This is a genomic window from Reyranella sp. (genome assembly GCF_052439685.1).
Taxonomy (GTDB): Bacteria; Pseudomonadota; Alphaproteobacteria; order Reyranellales; family Reyranellaceae; genus Reyranella.
Map to the genome: position 1 here is coordinate 434,634 of NZ_JBQVQG010000001.1, position 20,398 is coordinate 455,031.

The following is a 20,398-nucleotide window of genomic DNA, read 5'->3' on the forward strand; positions in this document are numbered from 1 at the left end:
ACCATGACCTCCTCTCAACCCGCGCTGCGCGTCTGCGGCCTCGCCAAATCCTTTACCGTCCATGCCCAGGGCGGCCTGTCGCTCCCCGTGCTGCGCGGCGTCTCGCTGGCCGTGTCGCCCGGCGAATGCCTGGCGCTGGTCGGGCCCTCGGGTGCCGGCAAGAGCACCTTGCTGCGTTCGCTCTACGGCAACTACCGCGCCGATTCGGGCTCGATCCGGGTCCGCCAGGACAATGAGTGGACCGAGCTGGTCGGCGCCGAACCGCGCACCGTGCTCGACGTGCGTCACCGCACCATGGGCTTCGTCAGCCAGTTCCTGCGCGTGATCCCGCGAGTCTCCGCCGTCGACGTCGTGGCCGAGCCGCTCAGGCGGCGAGGCATCGATCCCCTCGAGGCGCGGCAACGCGCGGAGTTCCTGCTGGCCATGCTCGGCATTCCCGCGCGGCTGTGGGCACTGCCGCCCGCGACCTTCTCGGGCGGCGAGCAGCAGCGGGTCAACATCGCCCGCTCGCTGATCGTCGACTACCCGGTCCTGCTGCTCGACGAGCCGACGGCGTCGCTCGACGCCGCCAACCGCGACGGCGTGGTCGAACTCATCTCCCAGCGCCGCGACGCCGGCGCCGCAATCGTCGGCATCTTCCACGATACCGAGGTGCGCGATGCGGTCGCGACCCGGGTGCACGAAGTCCTTCCCCCGACCTCAATTTCCCCAGCCTCACTGGCCGGAGTTTCCCCATGAGCCTCGAGACCATCCTGACCAACGCGCGCGTCGTGACCGCCGATGCCGAATTCGACGGCACCGTCGTCGTTCGCGACGGCCGCATCGCCGAGATCGACACCGAGCGCTCCCATGCGGCGAGCGCCCTCGATGTCGAAGGCGACTATCTGGTACCCGGCCTGGTCGAACTGCACACCGACAATATGGAGAAGCACTTCGCCCCGCGTCCCGGCGTGAAATGGCCGAGTGTGTCGGCGGTGATGGCGCACGACACCCAGATCAGCGCGGCCGGCATCACCACCGTGTTCGACTCGCTGGCCCTGGGCGACGTCCACGGCAAGTCCGACCGCGTGCAGAACCGCGAGCGGATGATCGAGGCGGTCTGCGCGGCCAGCGACCGGCGCATGACGCGCGCCGAGCACCGCATCCACCTGCGTTGCGAGATCACGGCCGACGATGCCGTCGAAGCCGTCGACAAATGGATCGACCTGCCATTGGTCGGCCTGGTCTCGATCAACGACCACACGCCCGGCCAGCGCCAGTTCCTCGATCCGGAGAAGCTCAAGCAGTACTATAAGGGCAAGTATTCGATGACCGATGCGCAGTTCGAGGAATTCTCGATCCGCGTCACCGAGCTTCATCACCGCAATGCCGTGAAACACCGCAGCGAGATCGTGAGTCGCGCCCGGGCCCGCGCCCTGCCGATCGCCAGCCACGACGACGCGACCCACGGTCATGTCCAGGAAGCCGTCGCCAACGGCATGACCATCGCCGAATTCCCGACCACGCACGAAGCCGCCAGCGCCTCCCGCGAGGCCGGCCTCGCCATTCTGATGGGCGCGCCGAACCTCGTGCTGGGCGGTTCGCACTCCGGCAACATCGCCGCCATCGACCTGCTGCGCGCCGGCCATGTCGACATTCTGTCGTCAGACTATGTGCCGGCGAGCCTGATGGAGAGCGTGTTCAAGCTGCCCTCCTCCGGGATCGGCATTTCACTACCCCAAGCCGTGCGCCTGGCGACGCTCAATCCGGCCCGGGCTGTCGGCCTGGGCGATCGCGGCGAGATCGCGCCGGATCGCCGCGCCGACCTGGTCCGCGTGCGCACCGTCGACGGCGCGGCTGTCGTGCGCGCCGTGTGGCGCGAAGGCCAACGCGTCGTCTGAACCGGCACACGGACATGGAAGGCTCGCTGGTCTATGTCATGGGTCCCTCCGGCGCCGGCAAGGACTCGGTGCTCGGACGCGCCCGAGCCCTGTTGCCACCGGGAGCGCCGGTGGTGTTCGCGCACCGCTACATCACACGGCCGGCCGACACCGGTGGCGAAAACCATGTCGCCCTGACGCACGAGGAGTTTGCCACCCGTCGCGCCCACGGTCTGTTCGCCTATCACTGGAACGCGCACGGCAACGACTATGGCGTCGGCCGGGAGATCCACGACTGGCGTGCCACCGGCCTGACCGTCGTGGTGAGCGGCTCGCGCGACCATTTCCTGAGGACCGGCGGCCTGGATTCGCAGGCCCGTCCCGTGCTGATCACGGCATCCGCGGAACGACTGAAGCAGCGCCTCGCCGCTCGCGGCCGCGAATCCGCGATCGAGGCGGCAGAGCGACTGCAGCGCGCCGATGCCTACGAGGTCAACGACCGACGGCTCGTAACGATCATGAACGACGGCAGCCTCGAAGACACGGCCGCCGCCTTCCTCAGGCTGCTCGCCAGACCTGGGTGGCCAGACGCCGCCCTCCGCCAAGCCTGAATCGCGCCAGCACGGTGAACGGCCGGCCCGGCGCCGGCTGACGGAAGACGCAGAGGTCGCGCACGGCGAGCGGCCGGTCCACGAAGGCCATGAAGCGCCGGCGCAGCTCATCGAGGATCACGGCGCGTTCGCGCGCCTCCTTCACCCGCCCTGTGAGGGTCAGGTGAAACCGTCCCTGCTCGAGGACGTAGGGATAGCCCCAGCGCAGCAGCAGATTCTCCTGCCGCTGGGACAGTCCCGCGGCGCGACGGCGCGCGAGCTCGGCCTCGCCGGCGGGACGGCGGAACTCGTCGAATTCCACGACGCAGCGATCCGAGAAGTCCTGCAGCGCGGCGCAGCGCTCGCCCGGAACCAGCGCGAGGAAGTCTTCCAGCTCTGCCAGCGCCAGAAACGGCACGTCGATCCTGCACTGGCTCGCGGCGAAGCTGCCGACGGCGTCGACGAAGTCGCGCTCGGTCGCGCCTTCGGCGAGGGCGATCGGCGGCTTCAGCGTCCCGTGAAAGCCGTACAGCCGCGGGTCGGCCACGAGCGCAGAGAGGCGCTCGTGCGAAACGCCGCTCACGGGAACGATGTCGCGGGCCTCGCCCGTCTCGGCGTTGCGCCCCAGCCATCGGCTGGCAGCTACGGCCAATGCCTCTTCCGCACGCGGCGCGTAGTAAAGCGCATAGCGGGGCAGGCCCACTGTCGATTCACCGGATGGCTCGCTCAAGCGCTCACTCCCCCACGACGGCCGATCATGGCAAAGCGGAGCTGGCTGGACACCAGGTCGATGGCCGCCACGGTGACCAGGATCATCAGGATGATGAAGGACGTCTGCTGCAGCTCCAGCGTCCGGATCGCCTCGGCGAGATGCAGGCCGATACCGCCCGCGCCGACGATCCCGATGATGGTGGCCGATCGTGTGTTGGACTCGAAATAGTAGAGGACCTGGCTCACCAGTACGGGAAAGACCTCGGGCAGGATCCCGAAGCGGATACCCATGAAGTGCCCGCCGCCGGTCGAGGCGATCCCTTCGACCGGCTTGCGGTCGGCCGCCTCGATCGCCTCCGAGAACAGCTTGCCGAAGCTGCCGATATCGGAGGTCATGATGGCCAGCGCCCCGGCAAAGGGTCCGAGGCCCACGACGTTGATCCAGATCAGCGCCCAGATGAGGATGTCGACACTGCGGATCGTGTCGAGCGAGCGCCGGGCCAGGAAGCGCACGATGCGTTGCGCCGTGACGTTGCGTGCGGCCAGCAGACCGAGCGGCAGGGCGAGGATCGCCGCCGACAGGGTCCCGAGCAGCGCAATCGCCACCGTCTCGATCAGCGCCATGCCGTAGGCCCGCGCATGCGCCCACGACCCAGGATCGGGCGGCAGCATCAAGCCGGCAATCTCGGCCAGCCGGCCCATGCCCGACAGAAGCTTGCCGTCGAAGAAGCCCAGCACTTCCATGCCGTACAGGAGGAGGACAAGCATCGCGGTTGCCACGGCGATCATGGGCAGGCGCTGCGGCCCGAGGCGCCGGAAATGTTCGGGATAGCGGTAGCGCACGGCGTCCATCAGTTCTTCCCTTCGAGACCGATCAGACGGTGGCGCAACAACGAAGTCAGGCTGTCGATGATCGCCACCGTAACCAGGATCATCACCAGGATCGCGGAGACATCGGAATAGTAGAACTTGCGGATCGCCTCGATCAGGTCCTGACCGATGCCGCCGGCGCCGACGAAGCCCATGACGGCGGCGCCCCGCACGTTGACCTCGAAACGCAGCAGCGCGTAGCTCGCAAAGTTGGACAGGACCTGAGGTAGCGCGCCAAAGCGCATCGCGACGTGCCAGGGCGCGCCCGTCGACGACACGCCCTCGACCGGTTTCATGTCGATGTTCTCGACGACCTCGGCGAACAGCTTGCCGAGCGCGCCCAGCGTATGGATGACGACCGCCAGTACGCCCGCCATGGGACCGAGCCCGAAGGCGATGACGAACAGCAGCGCGAAGACCAGTTCCGGCACGGTACGGCAGAGCTCGCAGAAGCGACGCACGAGCAGGCGTACCCAACGGGCGGGCGCCACGTTCGCCGCTCCCAGGAAGGCCAGGACTGAGGCCGCCATCGCTCCCAGGAGCGTGCCGACGTAAGCCATCAGCAAGGTTTCCCAGAGCAGCCGTAGCCAGCGGCCGAGGCCCCAGAACCATTCCCCGAAGTCCGTCCAGACGGGCTGTCCGTTCTCGAGGTGGAACAGGCGGATGATGTAGCTCGGAAAACGGTGGATGTTCTCGAAGAACCTGACCGGCGACACCTCGGCCGAGATCGACGCGAGGAGCATCGCCGCCGCGACACACGCCAGCATCAGCAGCGTGTGCCCGCGACGCGACCGCACCGAGGCGTCGTAGGCCGCCATCAGCGGCCTCAACTGCGCCTCGGGCAGTCGTGTGACGTGCGTACTCAAGACAGGACGAACGCGGGAGGGAAACCCGGGCCGATCAGCTCTTCTGCTTGCGGAGCTGGTCGATGAACTTGATGAGCTCGACCACCGGTTCGTAGTACTGCGCGTCGACGACCTTGAACTCGCGATCCTTGCCGTCAGACAGCTTGTCGAACGCCGCCTTGGCCTTGGTCGGCGATTCCATGAAAGCCTTGGTGATGGCGGCCTTGAGATCGGGCGGCAGGCTGGCGAGATAGGCGAACGGCGAGTTGGGGATCAGATCGGACTTGTAGATGATCCGGAAGTCTTCCTTCTTGGCCAGGCCCTTGGACACCATGCGCGTCAGGTTGGAGTCGTTCTCGGCATTCCACCAGTTGGCGGCGACGTCGACCGTCTTCTGCTGCAGGGCGATCACCGCATTCTCATGGCTGCCGGCGTAGGTGACCCGGGCGAAGTAGGTTTCCGGATTGAGCTTGAGCTTGTTCAGCGCAAAGCGCGGGACGTTGTTGCCCGAGGTCGAGTTGGGATCGACGAGGCCGAGGTTCTTGCCCTTGAGGTCGTCGATCGTCTTGTAGGGACTGTCGGCGCGCACGTAGAAGACCGAGTAATAGCCGACCGTGCCGTCGTTGTTAACGGTGGTGACGAAGGGCTCGACCTTGACACCGGTCACGATGGCGCGCGCATAGGAGGCCGGGCCGTAGCCGGCGATGTGGATGCTGCCGTTGCGCTGACCCTCGATGACGGCGGCGTAGTCGTTGGCGACCCGCAGCGTCACCTTGGTGCCAAGCGTCTGCGACAGGTACTCGATGAACGGCCCGTAGCGCTCGGTCACGCCCGACGCGTTCTCGGCCGGGATGACCGCGAAGACGAGCTCGGGATAAGCGCTCTTCCACGACTGGGCGTGGGCGGCGCCGGCCAGGGCGAGGGACGAGACAGCGAGGGCGGCGCCGAGCGCGTGACGACGGGTAAGCATGGCTGGTTCTCCTTGAGAAAGCGGATGGTGGGGCAAGAGATCAGGAGCCTGCGAGAAGAGCGAAGCCCGGCTGCGTACCGGCGGGCAGCGTTGCGGGCGACGGCAGCCCGTGGCCCATTACGTCGCCCGCCTCGAGCCCGTAGAGCTCGCGCGACGTCGCCTCGGTGAGCGCGGCCGGCACGTCGTCGAACACGACACGGCCAGCGGCCATGCCGACAAGCCGGTCGCAGTAGGCACGGGCGAGGTCGAGACTGTGGAGATTGCAGACCACGGTGATGCCGAGATGTCGGTTGATGTGCTGGAGCGCGTCCATCACGACCTTGGTGTTGCGCGGATCGAGCGAGGCGATCGGCTCGTCGGCCAGAACGATGTCGGGTTCCTGCACGAGCGCGCGGGCGATCGCCACCCTCTGCTGCTGGCCGCCGGACAGGGTCTCGGCGCGCTGGCCGGCCATTCGCGCCATGTCGAGGCTTTCGAGGGCGGACAGGGCCTGCGCCTTCTCCTCGTCGCTCCACAGCTTGAGGAGCGCGCGGGTGGGCGGCATGTGAAAGGCCCGGCCCATCATGACGTTGGTCAGCACATCGAGGCGGCCGGCGAGGTTGAACTGCTGGAAGATCATGGCGCAGCGGGCGCGCCAGGCGCGCAGGGGCCGACCGCTCAGCGCGGTGACGTCGGTATCACCGAACAGGATGCGGCCCGAGGTCGGATCACCCAGGCGGTTGATCATGCGCAAAAGGGTCGATTTGCCGGCGCCGGATCGGCCGATCACGCCGACCAGCTGACCCGTCGGTACGACGAGCGACACGCCATCCACGGCCTTCTTGCCGCCGAAGCTCTTGGTAACGCCTTCCAGTCGCAGCATCCGGCCTCCCAGTCCCACCGGACGCTCGGTACCGGCCGCAGGCTTCTTCCGTGCGACGTTTGGGTTACAGACCGAAGACAGCGGTGGAGAAGAACGTCACATCCCGTGAACCGGTGGGTACGGTGATCTTCTTCTCGAAGGCCTTCTTTCTCGTCTGCGCGGTCGTGGCCGGCTTCGTGACTGGCATTCCGACCGCGATGATCCCCGTCAGGGTTTTGCGCCGCTGGAGAAAGCGGGCCGACCGGCAAGCGCGCGCTTGGGAGCATGCATCGCCCACTTGAGCGACATGTAGAGCGTGAAACCGATCCCGACCAGCAATCCGCCCATCAGGAAGAAGCCCCCGGTCTCGTCGCCTCGCGGGAAGAAGCGCGCCGTGAACATGGCTGCGGCAATCACCGCCACCATGAAGCCCGCAATGTGGGCCAGGAACTGCCATCCGAACGCGCGGACGAACGCGTTCCGTTCGGCGGCGGTCACCAGGATGGGTGACCCCTTGCGATCATGCCGGTAAAGAAAACCATTCCGGTGCGGTTCGAACGGGGTGGCCATCGCCCACCCGAAGGCCTCGATGATGCTCATCGAGCCCAGAACGCAGCGCTCGCGGCATTCGTTCCGCGAGCGCAACCGTACTATCGTCCGCGGCCCCGCGGGCCGAAGCCGGAGGCCGGCCCGCCCGCCGAAAGGAATGTGAAGAGGCCGAAGCGGCGGCCCCGAGTCACCGCGTTGACCTCGTGCAGCAAGGCGGACGAGAACACGACGGCGCAGCCGACACCGGGCCGGTAGAGCTGGCGGCCGAACTCGGGAAAGCGCAGTTCGCCGCCTTCATACTCGTCGCCCGGATTGAGATTGATGCTGACCGCAAACTGGCGATGCGCGGTCATGCGGCTCGTATTGTCCCGATGGCGGCGGAACCAGGCACCGCTCGCCGCATCGTAGCAGCCGATACGCGGCGCTTCGATCACCGTGATGTGGATGTGCGAGGCCTGCGCGATGGCCGGCGCCACGCGGCGCACCAGGGCGTCGCGCACGCTGCTGAAGAGAGCCGGGTCATCGAGATTGGTGTCGAGCCGGCGCTTCGTGTCGGTATCGACGACATTGCCGCCGTCGGAGCCGACGATGCTGGCGACCTTGTCACGGGCCGACCAGTATCCGATCAGGCGACCGCAGAGATCGGCATCGAGCACGCGGTGGAGCAGCATCACCGGCGCGGCGGCCTGCACCAACACCGTCTCCGTTGCGCCGTGAAGTTTCTCGACCAGAGCGACGACGTCGTCCAGCAGAGGTGAAGGCAACAAGCCGGCCACGCGACCCGCAGCGTCGACCACGATTGCAAGCGTACCTCGTACATCGAACGCACGCGCGAGTTCACCGTCGCGATCGACGATGCACGACGTAGCCGCGTCGAGGCCGTCCAACGGTTGAGGCGCCATGAAGCACAACGTCGCCTCGCACCGCGTAAGGCGGTCCATCATCCTCGCGATTCGCTCCTCGCACGGCGGCGAACCAATCCAATAGATACGCGTGAAGCCCGACACTGCGGCATCCCACGAGTCGAAGAGAGCACCCGTGGCAAGTGGCAGGGTTATGCGCGGCATCGGATCGCCGATGCCCAGGCCGGGAGGTCGATGCGGCCTCTCGGCCATCGTCACATCCCAGTTTCGAGTTCGTGCCATGACGTCGCTACTCCCTGACGGGAATATGAGCGCCGAAAGTTGAACCAAACCTTACGTTGCGGGTGGGAGGCACGTATGCGGGCGCCCCTCCGACCGCCTGCATGTTGCACTATGACTGTGTGGAGACTGGCGGGTGTCGCTGCAGCCGCAACGGATTACGCTTGCGCGGCTGCCCGGGCTGCCATCGCGGGCTTCATCAGATAGCCGACCCCGCGGATCGTATGGATCTCGACATCGGCACCGGCTTCCGCCAGCAGGCGACGCAGGCGATGGACATAGACTTCGATGGCATTGGACGAAATGTCGTGCTTGCCGCCGAAGACGACTGCATCGAGCACGTCATGCGCCAGCACCCGTCCGCCACGCTTCAGGAAGACCTCCAGGAGCTCGGCTTCCCGCGCTGGAATGGTGAAGGTGCTCCCGTTGACGAGGGCGCGGCGGCTGCCAGCCTCGAAAGTCACGTTCCCCATCGTAAAGACGGGGGAAGGTATCTCCGGCGGGCGCTGCATGAGCGCCCGGAGGCGGGCGATCAGTTCGGCCATCGCGAAGGGCTTGATCATGTAATCGCTGGCGCCCCTCTCGAGACCGCTCACCCGGTCACCCAGTGCACTTCGCGACGACAGGATGAGCACCGGCGTCGGATCGTTCCGCTTTCTCAGCCGATCGAGCACGGCGAAGCCGTCGGCGTCGGGGAGGCCGAGATCGAGCACGATCGCCGAATACTGTACCGCCTGGATGGCGAGTGACGCTTCGTCCGCGAGGCCCACGGTATCGACGTCCATGCCGGCACGCTTCAGGGCATGGCCGATCAACCCTGCCAGCTCCCGGCTGTCTTCGATGATCAGCACGCGCATCGCCGGCCTCCTTCCCGGATCGATCAGCTTCGCGGCGGCAGGTCGAAGCGGGCGTCCCGGAGCGCCTTCTCGATTCCCGCGATCCCGCTCGCATCGCCAGCCTTGCATTTTTCGACGGCGACACGCGTATCCAGGCTTTGCGGCTGCTGACCGCCTTTCGACGGCATGTCGAGATACTGGTCGTACTTGGCCGCCAGCGCCGAGCAGTATGCTGCATCGGGCGACTGGGCGATCGCGGCGATGGGCATCAACGTCGCCGCCACGATCGCGGAACTCAGCAACATCCTCTTGGTCATCTGATCCTCCTTGGCTCTCGAAGAGCGCCATCATGGAAGGCTGGGATGGAGGCTCGAGTGCGGCAGCCCGATTTCGAAGACCTTACGGCACCCTACTTGTGACCGAGCATCCGCAGGGCCTGCAGCATCGTCGGCGTCGGCATGCTGAGGGCGAGACTCTCGGGCGGCGCCGCCGCCGCCATCGCCCGGTAGGCCATGGCCAATGCCTCGCCGTCGGCCAGCGACGGCCACGATTTCACGACGTCCAGACCGGCCCGGATCATTCGGGCGGTCACCACGATTTCGCTCGGTTCGCTTGCTTTGCACGTCATGGGGCGGACTCTCGCGGACTCAATGCCCCGGACTATGCGGCGGATTCCTTACAATGCGCTTTCGCGGCGACTGCAGCGACGTCAGACCGCGTCCGAGGCCGGCAGGGTCACCGTGAAGGTCGAGCCCTTGCCCGGCGCGCTCCGGATGTCGAGCCGGCCACGATGGCGGTTGACGACATGCTTCACGATGGCGAGCCCCAGGCCGGTGCCGCCAAGCTGCCGCGAGCGCGCCGTGTCGACCCGGTAGAAACGTTCGGTGAGACGCGGCAGGTGCGCCGCCGGAATGCCATCGCCCTCGTCCCGCACGGCGACCGCTACGCGGTCCTTGCCGGAGGGCCGTGCCTCGACCCTTACGGAGGTCTCGGGGCGCGCGTACTTCAGTGCGTTGTCGATCAGATTCTGGAAGACGATGATCAGTTCGTCATGGTCGCCGATGGCGTGCGGCAGATCGGGGGCCAAGTCGATCTCGATCCTGACCTTGCGCGAGGATGCCTTGAGCTGCAGCAAGTCGAGCACCGAGCGCAACACACGGTCAAGATCGACGGCAGCGGCCGGCCTTGCGTGTTCGTGCTGTTCGATGCGCGACAGCATCAGGAGATCGTCGACCAGTCGCCGCATGCGGTCGGCCTGTTCGGCCATGATGCCGAGGAAGCGCTCGCGTGCCGCCGCGTCCTCCCGCGCCGGACCGCGCAGGGTTTCGATGAAGCCCGCCAGTCCCGCGATCGGCGTCTTGAGTTCGTGACTCGCATTGGCGACGAAGTCGGCACGCATGCGCTCGGCGCGGCGCAAGGCGGTGGTGTCGTGCAGCACGATCAGCGCCAGCGACCCGTCGGCCGCGGCCCGCGGCAGGCGGCGCAGATGGGCCACCATGTCGAGCTCCGGCGGCCCGTCCAGTACCAGGTCGACCACGCTCTGGTCGGGCCGCGCGAAGTTGCCGTCGGCGCCGGTTTCGAGCAGCGCATCGATCGCAGCCAGGAGCTGGGGTTGGCGCAGCACGGTCGAGACGTCTCGCTCGGATCCACCGGGACTGCCCAGCAGCAGGGCGGCCGCCAGATTGGTGCGCACGATACGGCGCTGCCGGTCGAGACACACGAGTGGGTCGGGAAGACCGTCGACGATCGTCTGGGCCGAAGCCGCGAGATTGTCGATCGAGGCCCGCTGGCGCCGCCAGCCGGTCGAGAGGGTGGCTGCCGCGGTCGCGAGTTCTTCCGTCGCAGGCGCGAAGGAAAGGCGCGGCATCACGGGCTGGCGCTCGTCCGAGAGTTCCCCCACGAAGCGGGCGAAGCTCGCCAGCGAGCCGAGATAGCGTTGGACCAGAAGCATCGTCACCACGGCGATGCCGCCCATCGCGATCAGCGCGGCCCGGCCCGACAGTTCGCCGGTTCCATAGAGGATGGCCAAGGCGCCCCACGCCGGCGCCAGCGCCACGGCGTTGGCGACCAGCGTGCGGCGAAGCGGAATCCCGTTGTCGGCCATGGGCCGACTATAGCCGGTTAACTTGTCCGGGGTGTGAAGAAGCGTATGGCCGCGAGGCCGAACAGGAAGCCCGCGATGTGCGCCACCCAGGCGACCGATTCGCCGCCCGCCCCCGGCGTGCCGCCGAAGATGCCGAAGAAGACGTTGAGGCCAATCCAGATGCCGGCGACGGGCAGCAGCGACGTCAGACTGCCGACATAACGCATCAGCATCAGCACGGCGCCAAAGATGCCGCTGATGGACCCCGACGCGCCGACCACCGGATCGGGCGAGTCGGGATAGACGAGGATGTGCACGAGGCCGGCCACGACGCCGCACAGCAGATAGAAGAGCACGAAGCGGCGTACGCCGAGCAGCCGTTCGACCGGCGCACCGAAGGCCGCCAGGGTCAGCATGTTGATGCCGAGATGCATCCAGCCGCCATGCAGGAACTGGTAGGTCACCGGCGCCACCAGCAGCGAAAAGAGATCCTGCCCGCTGTCCGTCGTATAGGCGGCCGGCACCAGGCCGAACTGCAGGATGATCTCCTGGTCGGTCTGCTCGCCGAGAAGCTGGCGCACCACCTGAACGGCGACGTTGATGCCGATCAGCCACAGCACGGCGGGCGGCAGGTTGATCGCCCGCTCGCCCGATCCGCGCCCGCCGGGGAGGCGGCGCTGGTCGTCGTCAAAAGGCATGCGCCGCTCCGGTCAGGTGTCCGTTCAGGACTTCGGGCCGCCCTGGCCCAGCGCACGCAGGCGCAGCCTGAGCGCGTTCAGCTTGATGAAGCCCTCCGCGTCGCGCTGGTTGTAGGCGCCCTGGTCTTCCTCGAAGGTCACGTGCTGCATCGAGTAGAGCGAGACCGGCGACTTGCGGCCGACGACGGTCGTGTTGCCCTTGTAGAGCTTGAGCCGCACCGTGCCGGTCACGTTCTCCTGGCTCTTGTCGATCAGCGCCTGCAGCATCTCGCGCTCCGGCGAGTACCAGAAGCCGTAGTAGATCAGCTCCGCGTATTTCGGCATCACCTCGTCCTTGAGATGGCCGGCGCCGCGGTCGAGCGTGATCGATTCGATGCCGCGATGGGCGGCGTAGAGGATCGTGCCGCCCGGCGTCTCGTAGATGCCGCGGCTCTTCATGCCGACGAAGCGGTTCTCGACCAGGTCGAGACGGCCGATGCCGTTGGCCTTGCCCAGTTCGTTGAGTTTCGTGAGCAGGGTCGCGGGCGACATCTTCACGCCGTCGATGGCGACGGCGTCGCCCTTCTCGAACTCGATCTCGATGTAGGTCGCCTTGTCCGGCGCGCTCTCGGGCGAGATGGTGCGCTGGTAGACCATCTCGTCGGCCTCTTCCCACGGATCTTCGAGGATCTTGCCCTCGCTGGAGGAGTGCAGGAGGTTGGCGTCGACCGAGAACGGCGCCTCGCCGCGCTTGTCCTTGGCGATGGGGATCTGGTGCTCCTCGGCGAACTCGAGCAGCTTGGTGCGGGAGGTCAGCTCCCATTCGCGCCACGGCGCGATCACCTTGATGTCCGGCTTCAACGCGTAATAGGAGAGTTCGAAGCGGACCTGGTCGTTGCCCTTGCCGGTGGCGCCGTGGCAGACGGCGTCGGCGCCGGTCTTCAGCGCCAGGTCGATCTGGTGTTTGGAGATCAAGGGCCGCGCGATCGAGGTGCCGAGCAGGTACTGGCCCTCGTACAGCGCGTTGGCGCGGAACATCGGGAAGACGAAATCCTTCACGAACTCTTCGCGCACGTCCTCGATGTAGATGTTCTCGGGCTTGATGCCGAGCAGCTCGGCCTTCTTGCGGGCCGGCGACAGCTCCTCGCCCTGGCCGAGATCGGCGGTGAAGGTCACCACCTCGCAGCCATAGGCCGTCTGCAGCCATTTCAGGATGACCGAGGTGTCGAGGCCGCCGGAATAGGCGAGCACGACCTTCTTGATGTCGCCCTTCTTGTAGGGCCCGGTATAAGAAACGCTCATGCTGGCCGCTTTCGTGTCGATTCGGTAAAAGGCGCGCGAATATAGCGGTCGACCCCATCGGGGCAAGCGCGCCGCAAAGACGCTATAATCGGGGCGAGAATAGCATCACATGGTTTCCCCCCTCGACCGCCTTTCCTACGCCGCCCGCCAGACCGCGCGCGTCGCCTGGTATGCCGGCCACTATGCCGCCGGCCGCCGCCTGATGAAGCCCATGCCCAAGCCCGATTTTCCCGTCGGGCCGACGCCCGGCCGGGCCGAGCTGACCGCCGAGATGCGTGCCGTGTTCGGACGGGAATGGCGGGATGTCGCCGCCGGCCTGTTTCCCGCCCCGCGCCCCCTCCGCCCGGAGCCTGCCGAGTTCCTGCGCCGCAGCCTGCTCTATTTCCGCGACCTGCCGCAGGTCGATGCGCGGCGGCACGGTGCCCTCGACGACGAGCTGCCGCCCGGCACCCAGGCCGACGGCCTGCCCGACTATTACCGGCAGAACTTCCATTTCCAGAGCGACGGCTGGCTGTCCGACCACTCGGCCGCGCTGTACGACACCCAGGTCGAGGTCCTGTTCACCGGCGCTGCCGACGTCATGCGCCGCCGCGCCCTGGCGCCGATCGCCGTCTGGCTCGCGGACCGCAACCAGCGCGACGTCCGGGGGCTCGATGTCGGCTGCGGCACCGGCCGCCTGCTCGCCACGCTGCACGGCGCCTGGCCCGGGATGAAGCTCAGCGGCATCGACCTCAGCCGCCCTTATCTCGACGAAGCGCGCCGCCTGATCGGTCGCACGGCCCGGGTCAAGCTCGACGAAGCCGCGGCCGAGGCACTGCCCTTCGCCGAAGAGAGCCTCGACCTGGTCGTCTCCTCGTTCCTGCTGCACGAGCTGCCCAAGGAGATCCGCGCGAAGGCGATCGCCGAGATGGCGCGCGTGCTGAAGCCCGGTGGCCTGGTCGTGATCGTCGATTCTCTTCAGAAGGGGGACCGGCCCGAGTGGGACGGCCTGCTCGACCTCTTCCCCCACTACTTCCATGAGCCCTATTACGCCGAGTACGTCGGCGGCAGAATGGAAGAGTTGTGTGCCGCCGCCGGGCTGCGACCGGTCTCGACAGAGAACGCCTTCCTGTCGAAGGTCGCCGCCTTCACGAAGTAGCTACAGCGCGACCTTCTCGCCGCGTTGGCGGAGGCTGGCGCTCTTGAGCTGGCCACAGGCGGCGGAGATATCGCGGCCGCGCGGGGTGCGCACCGGGGCGCTCAAACCACCATCGTTCACGATCTCGGCGAAGCGATGGATGCGGTTGTTGGAGCTGCACTCGTAAGGCGCACCTGGCCAAGGATTGAACGGGATCAGGTTCACCTTGGCGTGGATCGGCTTCAGGATGCGCACCAGTTCGCGGGCATCGGCGTCGCTGTCGTTGATGCCCTTCAGCATCGCATATTCGAACGTGATGCGCCGGCTGTTGCGCGCGCCGGGATAGTCGGCGCAGGCCTTCAGCAGCTCGGCGATCGGCCATTTCCGGTTGATCGGCACAAGGGTGTCGCGGACCTCGTCGCTGACGGCGTGCAGCGACACCGCCAGATTGACGTCGAGCGCCTCGCCCACCTTGGCGATCATCGGCACGACGCCGGAGGTCGAGAGGGTGATGCGGCGGCGGCTGAGCGCGATGCCCTGGTCGTCCATGACGATCTTGAGCGCCGTCACCACGTTGTCGAAATTATAGAGCGGCTCGCCCATGCCCATCATGACGATGTTCGAGAGCATGCGCTGCGCGTCGGCGGTCGGCGTCGGCCATTCGCCATAGCTGTCTCGGGCCACCATGAACTGGCCGACGATTTCATCCGCCGTGAGGTTGCGCACCAGCGGCTGGGTGCCGGTGTGGCAGAAGGTGCAGGTGAGCGTGCAGCCGACCTGGCTCGAGACACAGACCGAGCCGCGGTCGGTCTCCGGGATGTTCACCGTCTCGGCCTCGTTACCGTCGGCGAAGCGCAGCAGCCACTTGCGGGTACCGTCGACCGAACGCTGCTCGGTCACGATCGAGGGCCGCTCGATCACGAACTGGTCGGCGAGGCGATCACGCGCCTTCTTGGCGATGTTGGTCATGCGCCCGAAGTCGGTGACGCCGTGCCAATATATCCACTGCCAGATCTGGGCGGCGCGGAACGGCTCCAGCCCGGCCTCGGCCAGCGCCGACTTGAGCCCATCGCGCGACAGGCCGATCAGATTGCGGCGCAGGTCGTTGCGGCCGTGCGCGGCGGCGCCGGGCTCGAGGATCTGCAACGGTTCGGTGGGCAGGACGGACATCGAGCGCGTGAGATAGTCGCAGCACCCGCCCTGCGCAACTGCGCCGAGCCAAACTATTGTTTTGACTGTGCTTTTTGCCGCAGCCGCTGCTTGCGTTTGTACATCGGCTCGCCGAACACCGGCATGTCGAGCGTCTCGGTCGGGGCGCCCTCGCCGACCGGCCGGGGGGCATGACGACCGAGGCTGATCAACCGGTCATACATGACCAGCGCGCCGGCCGTCCCGAGATTGACCGAAAAGCGCGTCGGGATCTTCACGACGTAGTCGCACACCGACTGCACGCCAGCCGACAGTCCTTCCCGCTCCGAACCAAGGATATAGGCGCACTGGCGCGGATGCCGGAAACTCGGCAGCTCGATTGCATCGTCCGTGATCTCGATGCCGACGAGCCGGCAGCCCAGCGGCAGGCGAAACGCTTCCAGGTCGGCGAAACGGTAGGTCGGCACAGATCCCGGCGCGTCCGACGTGTCGGCCAGCGCGCCGGCGCGAACGTCGTACTGCGCGCGCAGGGTGAAGACGAACGACGCGCCGAACGCGTGGGCCGTCCGGAACAAGGTGCCGACATTCATCGACTTGCTCGGACCCTCGATACCAATGCCGAAATAGCCTTTCATGGCCCTTCGATTTGTTGCAGTAATGATTGGCAGGTGTTGCCACCCACCCGGTAGCGCCCAGCCCGCCGTCAAACAAGGCCCTGATGACCCTTCCCTCGCCGTTGGACAGCGTTCGCGCCCAGTACGAGGCTCTGCCCTATCCTGCCCGGGACCCGCGAGACGAGGCGATCCGCCTGATCACGGGCACGCCGAGCCACGTCCTCGAGATCAATCACTATCTCTTCTCCGGCCGCCTGAACTTCATCCGACCCTTCCGCGCGCTGGTCGCCGGCGGCGGCACGGGCGATGCCTGCATCATGCTGGCCCAGCAGCTGGTCGATCGCCGCTGCCCCGGAGAGGTCGTCTATCTCGACCTCTCCACGGCTTCGCGCCAGATCTGCGAGGCGCGGGCCAAGGCACGCGGCCTGCGCAATATCCAGTTCCTGACCGGCTCGCTGCTCGACCTGCCGACGATGAACATCGGTCACTTCGACTACATCGACTGCACCGGCGTGCTGCACCATCTGCCCGACCCGACCGCCGGGATGCAGGCGCTGGCGAGCGTGCTGCATGCCGATGGCGGCATGGGCGTCATGCTCTACGGCGAATATGGCCGCAGCGGCGTCTATCCCCTGCAGGAGTTGCTGCAGACGATTGCGCCGCCATCGATGGCGATCGAAGACCGGCTGGCGATGGCCAAGCGCCTGATCCGCTTCCTGCCGACGACCAACCTGTTCCGCCGCAACCCCTACCTCAACGACCATGTGACGGGAGGCGACGCCGGCCTCTACGACTTGCTGCTGCACAGCTGCGACCGCGCCTTCACCGTCCCGCAGATCGGCAAGATGGCGGCCGCCTCCGGCCTGAGGGTCGTGGCCTTCCTCGAGCCGGTGCGTTACGAGCCCGCGACCTACATGAGCGATCCGGTGATCGCCCGGCAGGCCAGCTCGCTGCCGCTGATCGAGCGCGCGGCCTTCGCCGAACGTCTCGCCGGCAACGTCCGGACCCATGTCTTCTATGCGACGCGCGCCGGCTTCGACACGGTGGCGCGCCCCGAGGATACGTCGGCCATACCGGTGCTGCGCGAGATGGATGCGCAGAAGTTCGCTGCCGGCCTGCAGCCCGGCGCGCCGCTGGTCGCCAACCTCGATGGCTTTCCGTGGCGGGCCCAGCTTCCGCCGCTCGCCCCCCGCATCATCGCGCAGATCGACGGTCGCCGGACGGTGGCGGAAATCTACACTTCGCTCGGGTCGCTGGGCGGCCTGCCGCGATGGGAGGACTTCTACACGCAGTTCGAGGACCTCTACGTCAAGCTGAACGGCGTCAATCACCTGCTGCTGCGCTTCCGTACCTGACTCCAAGCCTGCAGGATCGGCAATGAGCGGCCACGTCCTGACCATTGCGCTCGGCAACTCCCTCCTCTGGTCGGTCTATCTCCTGCTGACGCGTCACGTCGTGAGCGGCGCCCAGCTCGATGCCTGGGCCTATACGCTGGTGCAGCTGCTGACGGCCGGACTGGCCATGCTCTGGGTCGGCCGCCGCACGCCGGGAAGCTGGGCCGATCTGCTGGTCCCCTGGACCGTCTGCTACGCCTTCATGCGCGTGATCATCAACGGCTGCACGGCCGCCGCCATCGTCTGGCTGGCCGTCACGCAGAGCACTCTGCTGTCCACGATGAGCGTGCTGATCGGGGCGGCTTCGGGCTGGGCGCTGACGCGCAAGGCGCCGTCACGGCGCGACTGGCCGGGGCTCGCCCTGCTGGCGCTGGGCGTCGCGGCCTTCGCCGCTGGGCTGGGGTCGGAGACGGCGTGGCGCGGGGTCGCCTGGCTGATCGCCTCGGAGGCCATCGCGGTCGCAGCCTCGTGGATGATCGCCTACCACCCGCGCAATCGCGCGGCCGATCCGGCGGCGCGCAGCCGCTTCACCGGCGAGATCCTGGTCGCCGCCTCGCTGGCGCTGATCTTCGTCTGGACGCTTGCCGGCCTGGTGGGAGCGATGGCCTCGCCCTGGGCGGGGGGCGGCGACGCCTTCGGGCGCATCGAACTGTGGTTCTACGCCATCCTGGCTGGCCTGCTGTTCCGCGCGCCCGGCACCTGGCTCGGCTTCTGGACCATCAACCATTCGGGTGTGCAGACCTATCTGATCGCCCTCACCGCGATGCCGTTCTTCGCCATCGCGCTCGAAGCCGTTTTCGCCCGCCTGGGCTGGCTGACGCCGGCGTCCCTGACGACGCCGGAATGGCTGGCCGCCGGCGTGATCCTCGCCGGCGCCGTCTGGCTGATCGTCATTCGCGTGAGGACGCCTAGGCCTTCTTGAGCGCGTCCGGGTTGAGGACGTTGATCGGCTGACCGGCGAGCCAGGCCTCGATGTCCTTGACCGTGCCCTCGTAGAAGTGCCGGTAGCTCTCCTCGACGACGTAACCCAGGTGGGGAATGAGCGTGACGTTGTCGAGCTTCGTCAGCGGATGGTCGGCCGACAGCGGCTCCTTGTCATAGACGTCGAGGCCGGCGTGCAGGATCGTCCGGTTCTTCAGCGCCTCGATGAGCGCCGCCTCGTCGACGATCGGGCCGCGCGAGGTGTTCACCAGGATCGCGGTCTTCTTCATCTTGGCCAGCTCGGCGGCGCCGATCAGGCCGCGGGTGCGATCCGACAAAGCGAGATGGATCGACACGAAGTCCGACGTCGCCAGCAGCTCGTCCTTGCTCACATACTTCGCACCGCCCGCCTCGGCCTTCTCGGGCGTGAGGTTCTGGCTCCAGGCAACCACTTCCATGCCGAAGGCCTTGGCATAGTGAGCCGCACGGCTGCCCAGTTTGCCGAGGCCGAGAATGCCCAGCCGCTTGCCTTCGAGCACGACCATCTGCTCGATGCCGTCATGCCACTTGCCCTGGCGTGCCAGCCGCTCGGCCTTGGCAAGGTCGCGCGCGCACATCATCAGGAGCGCCCAGCCGAGTTCCGCGGTCGGCGCGTTCGAAGTGCCGCCCGGCGTGGTCGAAACCGGAATGCCGCGTTCGGCAGCCGCCTTGTCGTCGAGGCTCGCCGCGCGGGCGCCGGTCAGAACCATGAACTTGAGGTTGGGCAGCTTCTCGATCAGCGCCCGCGGAAAAGCGGTGCGCTCACGCAGCAGTCCCAGCATGTCGAAGGGCGCCAGCTTCTGCGCCGCATCCTCGACCGAGGCGAACGGTTCGTGGAACACCGTGATCTCGACTCCGCGTTTCCGGAGGCGGTCCCAGTCGGCCATGCGCATGGCTACCTTCTGGTAATCGTCGAGCAAAGCGAGCTTCATCGTTTGCGGCATGGCATTTCCTGGAAGACAATGATTGAAAATCTACTATAGCCGCGGGAGGCGGTCGTGAGCATCACCGTTACGCCAACTCATCCCGAATTCGTGGCCGAGATCGGCGGCGTCGACCTGGCACGCCCGCTCAAGCCCACCGACCGGCATACCATCGAGGACACCATCAACCGCTACGCGGTCGTGGTCTTTCGCGGGCAGACGCTCGACGACGAGAAGCAGGTCGCCTTCGCCGGCAATTTCGGCCCGATCGAATCCTCGGCGCTGAAGCTCCGGCATCGCGACATCAAGCATCGGATCGAATCCAGCCAGGTGGCCGACATCTCCAACCTCGACGGCGACGGCAATGTGATGAAGCCCGACGCGCGTCGCCGACTCGATGGTCTTGCCAACCGACTCTGGCATACCGACGCGTCGTTCCGCGCCGTGCCCGGCGCCCTTTCAATGCTCTATGCGCACGTCATTCCCGAGGAAGGCGGCGACACGGAATTCGCCGACATGCGCGCGGCCTACGATGCACTGCCCGAGGCGAAGAAGAAGGAGCTGGAAGGGCTGGTCGCCGAACATTCGATCTGGCGTTCGCGCGAACAGCTCGGCGTCGTGCAGTACAGCGAGGAGGAGCGCGCCTCGCTGCCGCCGGTGCCGCAGCGGGTGGTCCGCACTCATCCGGGTTCGCACCGCAAAACGCTTTATCTCGCCGCGCACGCCTCGCACATCCTGGGCCTGCCAGTGGCCGACGGGCGCCTCATCATCCTCGACCTGATCGAGCACGCGACCCAGCCGCGCTTCGTGCACGCCCATCGCTGGGCGAAGGGCGATCTCGTGATCTGGGACAATCGCTGCACCATGCATCGTGCCCGGCCGTTCGACACGACCAAGGTTCGCGACCTGCGCCGCGTGACCACGCGCGACGTCGCCTCGACACTCGAACAGGCGGCCTGACCTTCC

23 protein-coding genes are annotated in these 20,398 nt (G+C 66.9%); 7 read left to right on the plus strand and 16 right to left on the minus strand.

Annotation, left to right across the window (positions count from 1 at the left end):
- The first annotated feature begins 3 nt into the window (after window positions 1-3).
- The 3 genes from phnL to phnN are packed head-to-tail and all read left to right on the plus strand — an operon-like array spanning window position 4 to window position 2,470.
- A complete protein-coding gene (gene phnL, locus ACT6UX_RS02085) occupies window positions 4-738 on the plus strand; it encodes a phosphonate C-P lyase system protein PhnL (RefSeq protein WP_444773478.1) in 735 nt (244 codons plus the stop codon).
- Window positions 735-1,880 carry an alpha-D-ribose 1-methylphosphonate 5-triphosphate diphosphatase gene (locus ACT6UX_RS02090; protein ID WP_444773479.1) on the plus strand — a complete coding sequence of 382 codons (1,146 nt, stop codon included), beginning with the start codon at window positions 735-737 and terminating at the stop codon, window positions 1,878-1,880. The genes phnL and ACT6UX_RS02090 overlap by 4 nt, the downstream gene beginning before the upstream one ends.
- A gap of 14 nt (window positions 1,881-1,894) precedes the next feature.
- Window positions 1,895-2,470 carry a phosphonate metabolism protein/1,5-bisphosphokinase (PRPP-forming) PhnN gene (gene phnN / locus ACT6UX_RS02095; protein ID WP_444773480.1) on the plus strand — a complete coding sequence of 192 codons (576 nt, stop codon included), beginning with the start codon at window positions 1,895-1,897 and terminating at the stop codon, window positions 2,468-2,470.
- Here phnN and ACT6UX_RS02100 read toward each other — a convergent pair.
- The 13 genes from ACT6UX_RS02100 to ACT6UX_RS02160 form a co-directional block, all read right to left on the minus strand.
- The gene (locus ACT6UX_RS02100) at window positions 2,418-3,179 is read right to left on the minus strand and encodes a DUF1045 domain-containing protein (RefSeq protein ID WP_444773481.1); all 762 of its coding nucleotides are present in this window, start codon (window positions 3,177-3,179) and stop codon (window positions 2,418-2,420) included. The two genes, phnN and ACT6UX_RS02100, sit on opposite strands and share 53 nt — an antisense overlap.
- Window positions 3,176-4,012, minus strand: coding sequence for a phosphonate ABC transporter, permease protein PhnE (gene phnE, locus ACT6UX_RS02105; RefSeq protein WP_444773482.1), 837 nt, complete (start codon window positions 4,010-4,012; stop codon window positions 3,176-3,178). The genes ACT6UX_RS02100 and phnE (ACT6UX_RS02105) overlap by 4 nt, the downstream gene beginning before the upstream one ends.
- The gene (gene phnE / locus ACT6UX_RS02110; RefSeq protein ID WP_444773483.1) at window positions 4,012-4,896 is read right to left on the minus strand and encodes a phosphonate ABC transporter, permease protein PhnE; all 885 of its coding nucleotides are present in this window, start codon (window positions 4,894-4,896) and stop codon (window positions 4,012-4,014) included. Before phnE (ACT6UX_RS02110) ends, phnE (ACT6UX_RS02105) begins: the two co-directional genes overlap by 1 nt.
- Before the next feature lie 34 nt (window positions 4,897-4,930).
- The gene (gene phnD, locus ACT6UX_RS02115) at window positions 4,931-5,845 is read right to left on the minus strand and encodes a phosphonate ABC transporter substrate-binding protein (protein ID WP_444773484.1); all 915 of its coding nucleotides are present in this window, start codon (window positions 5,843-5,845) and stop codon (window positions 4,931-4,933) included.
- Window positions 5,846-5,885: 40 nt separating this feature from the next.
- The gene (phnC, locus tag ACT6UX_RS02120) at window positions 5,886-6,707 is read right to left on the minus strand and encodes a phosphonate ABC transporter ATP-binding protein (protein WP_444773485.1); all 822 of its coding nucleotides are present in this window, start codon (window positions 6,705-6,707) and stop codon (window positions 5,886-5,888) included.
- Window positions 6,708-6,914: 207 nt separating this feature from the next.
- On the minus strand, window positions 6,915-7,286 hold the full coding sequence (locus ACT6UX_RS02125; RefSeq protein WP_444773486.1) for a hypothetical protein: 372 nt from the start codon (window positions 7,284-7,286) through the stop codon (window positions 6,915-6,917).
- A 50-nt stretch (window positions 7,287-7,336) separates the two neighbouring features.
- A complete protein-coding gene (locus ACT6UX_RS02130; protein ID WP_444773487.1) occupies window positions 7,337-8,350 on the minus strand; it encodes a 2OG-Fe(II) oxygenase family protein in 1,014 nt (337 codons plus the stop codon).
- 185 nt (window positions 8,351-8,535) lie between these two features.
- Entirely contained in the window at window positions 8,536-9,234 is a 699-nt protein-coding gene (locus tag ACT6UX_RS02135; RefSeq protein WP_444773488.1) for a response regulator, read from the minus strand.
- A 23-nt stretch (window positions 9,235-9,257) separates the two neighbouring features.
- Window positions 9,258-9,530 (minus strand): hypothetical protein, encoded by a 273-nt coding sequence (locus tag ACT6UX_RS02140; protein WP_444773489.1) that lies wholly within the window; start codon window positions 9,528-9,530, stop codon window positions 9,258-9,260.
- Between the two features lie 92 nt (window positions 9,531-9,622).
- Window positions 9,623-9,841: a hypothetical protein gene (locus ACT6UX_RS02145; RefSeq protein WP_422009671.1), complete on the minus strand. Its 219-nt coding sequence runs from the start codon at window positions 9,839-9,841 to the stop codon at window positions 9,623-9,625.
- Window positions 9,842-9,922: 81 nt separating this feature from the next.
- Window positions 9,923-11,317, minus strand: a complete 1,395-nt coding sequence (locus ACT6UX_RS02150) for an ATP-binding protein (RefSeq protein ID WP_444773490.1) — start codon at window positions 11,315-11,317, stop codon at window positions 9,923-9,925.
- Window positions 11,318-11,334: 17 nt separating this feature from the next.
- Complete coding sequence (locus ACT6UX_RS02155) at window positions 11,335-11,994, minus strand: rhomboid family intramembrane serine protease (protein WP_444773491.1); 660 nt, start codon at window positions 11,992-11,994, stop codon at window positions 11,335-11,337.
- Window positions 11,995-12,018: 24 nt separating this feature from the next.
- A complete protein-coding gene (locus ACT6UX_RS02160; protein ID WP_422009668.1) occupies window positions 12,019-13,275 on the minus strand; it encodes an argininosuccinate synthase in 1,257 nt (418 codons plus the stop codon).
- A 109-nt stretch (window positions 13,276-13,384) separates the two neighbouring features.
- Between ACT6UX_RS02160 and ACT6UX_RS02165 the strand changes: the two genes are divergently transcribed.
- Window positions 13,385-14,413, plus strand: coding sequence for a class I SAM-dependent methyltransferase (locus ACT6UX_RS02165; protein ID WP_444773492.1), 1,029 nt, complete (start codon window positions 13,385-13,387; stop codon window positions 14,411-14,413).
- On the opposite strand, the gene rlmN is transcribed toward ACT6UX_RS02165, so the two are convergent.
- On the minus strand, window positions 14,414-15,562 hold the full coding sequence (rlmN, locus tag ACT6UX_RS02170) for a 23S rRNA (adenine(2503)-C(2))-methyltransferase RlmN (RefSeq protein WP_444773493.1): 1,149 nt from the start codon (window positions 15,560-15,562) through the stop codon (window positions 14,414-14,416). It lies immediately after the preceding gene.
- A gap of 53 nt (window positions 15,563-15,615) precedes the next feature.
- Entirely contained in the window at window positions 15,616-16,248 is a 633-nt protein-coding gene (locus ACT6UX_RS02175; protein ID WP_444773494.1) for an RNA methyltransferase, read from the minus strand.
- Between the two features lie 11 nt (window positions 16,249-16,259).
- Between ACT6UX_RS02175 and ACT6UX_RS02180 the strand changes: the two genes are divergently transcribed.
- Together ACT6UX_RS02180 and ACT6UX_RS02185 are read left to right on the plus strand one after the other, a co-directional pair.
- The gene (locus tag ACT6UX_RS02180; protein WP_444773495.1) at window positions 16,260-17,510 is read left to right on the plus strand and encodes a class I SAM-dependent methyltransferase; all 1,251 of its coding nucleotides are present in this window, start codon (window positions 16,260-16,262) and stop codon (window positions 17,508-17,510) included.
- A 22-nt stretch (window positions 17,511-17,532) separates the two neighbouring features.
- Window positions 17,533-18,471, plus strand: coding sequence for a hypothetical protein (locus tag ACT6UX_RS02185; RefSeq protein WP_444773496.1), 939 nt, complete (start codon window positions 17,533-17,535; stop codon window positions 18,469-18,471).
- Here ACT6UX_RS02185 and ACT6UX_RS02190 read toward each other — a convergent pair.
- On the minus strand, window positions 18,458-19,453 hold the full coding sequence (locus ACT6UX_RS02190) for a D-2-hydroxyacid dehydrogenase family protein (protein ID WP_444773497.1): 996 nt from the start codon (window positions 19,451-19,453) through the stop codon (window positions 18,458-18,460). The two genes, ACT6UX_RS02185 and ACT6UX_RS02190, sit on opposite strands and share 14 nt — an antisense overlap.
- Window positions 19,454-19,507: 54 nt before the next feature.
- On the opposite strand from ACT6UX_RS02190, the gene ACT6UX_RS02195 reads away from it, so the two are divergent.
- Complete coding sequence (locus tag ACT6UX_RS02195; RefSeq protein WP_444773498.1) at window positions 19,508-20,392, plus strand: TauD/TfdA dioxygenase family protein; 885 nt, start codon at window positions 19,508-19,510, stop codon at window positions 20,390-20,392.
- Window positions 20,393-20,398 lie beyond the last annotated feature (6 nt).

Coding starts and splice junctions, on each gene's coding strand:
- phnL (WP_444773478.1), top strand. CDS start 4: ATGACCTCCTCTCAACCCGCGCTGCGCGTCTGCGGCCTCGCCAAATCC.
- ACT6UX_RS02090 (WP_444773479.1), top strand. CDS start 735: ATGAGCCTCGAGACCATCCTGACCAACGCGCGCGTCGTGACCGCCGAT.
- phnN (WP_444773480.1), top strand. CDS start 1,895: ATGGAAGGCTCGCTGGTCTATGTCATGGGTCCCTCCGGCGCCGGCAAG.
- phnE (WP_444773482.1), bottom strand. CDS start 4,012: ATGGACGCCGTGCGCTACCGCTATCCCGAACATTTCCGGCGCCTCGGG.
- phnD (WP_444773484.1), bottom strand. CDS start 5,845: ATGCTTACCCGTCGTCACGCGCTCGGCGCCGCCCTCGCTGTCTCGTCC.
- phnC (WP_444773485.1), bottom strand. CDS start 6,707: ATGCTGCGACTGGAAGGCGTTACCAAGAGCTTCGGCGGCAAGAAGGCC.
- ACT6UX_RS02125 (WP_444773486.1), bottom strand. CDS start 7,286: ATGAGCATCATCGAGGCCTTCGGGTGGGCGATGGCCACCCCGTTCGAA.
- ACT6UX_RS02130 (WP_444773487.1), bottom strand. CDS start 8,350: ATGGCCGAGAGGCCGCATCGACCTCCCGGCCTGGGCATCGGCGATCCG.
- ACT6UX_RS02135 (WP_444773488.1), bottom strand. CDS start 9,234: ATGCGCGTGCTGATCATCGAAGACAGCCGGGAGCTGGCAGGGTTGATC.
- ACT6UX_RS02140 (WP_444773489.1), bottom strand. CDS start 9,530: ATGACCAAGAGGATGTTGCTGAGTTCCGCGATCGTGGCGGCGACGTTG.
- ACT6UX_RS02145 (WP_422009671.1), bottom strand. CDS start 9,841: ATGACGTGCAAAGCAAGCGAACCGAGCGAAATCGTGGTGACCGCCCGA.
- ACT6UX_RS02150 (WP_444773490.1), bottom strand. CDS start 11,317: ATGGCCGACAACGGGATTCCGCTTCGCCGCACGCTGGTCGCCAACGCC.
- ACT6UX_RS02155 (WP_444773491.1), bottom strand. CDS start 11,994: ATGCCTTTTGACGACGACCAGCGCCGCCTCCCCGGCGGGCGCGGATCG.
- ACT6UX_RS02160 (WP_422009668.1), bottom strand. CDS start 13,275: ATGAGCGTTTCTTATACCGGGCCCTACAAGAAGGGCGACATCAAGAAG.
- ACT6UX_RS02165 (WP_444773492.1), top strand. CDS start 13,385: ATGGTTTCCCCCCTCGACCGCCTTTCCTACGCCGCCCGCCAGACCGCG.
- rlmN (WP_444773493.1), bottom strand. CDS start 15,562: ATGTCCGTCCTGCCCACCGAACCGTTGCAGATCCTCGAGCCCGGCGCC.
- ACT6UX_RS02180 (WP_444773495.1), top strand. CDS start 16,260: ATGACCCTTCCCTCGCCGTTGGACAGCGTTCGCGCCCAGTACGAGGCT.
- ACT6UX_RS02185 (WP_444773496.1), top strand. CDS start 17,533: ATGAGCGGCCACGTCCTGACCATTGCGCTCGGCAACTCCCTCCTCTGG.
- ACT6UX_RS02190 (WP_444773497.1), bottom strand. CDS start 19,453: ATGCCGCAAACGATGAAGCTCGCTTTGCTCGACGATTACCAGAAGGTA.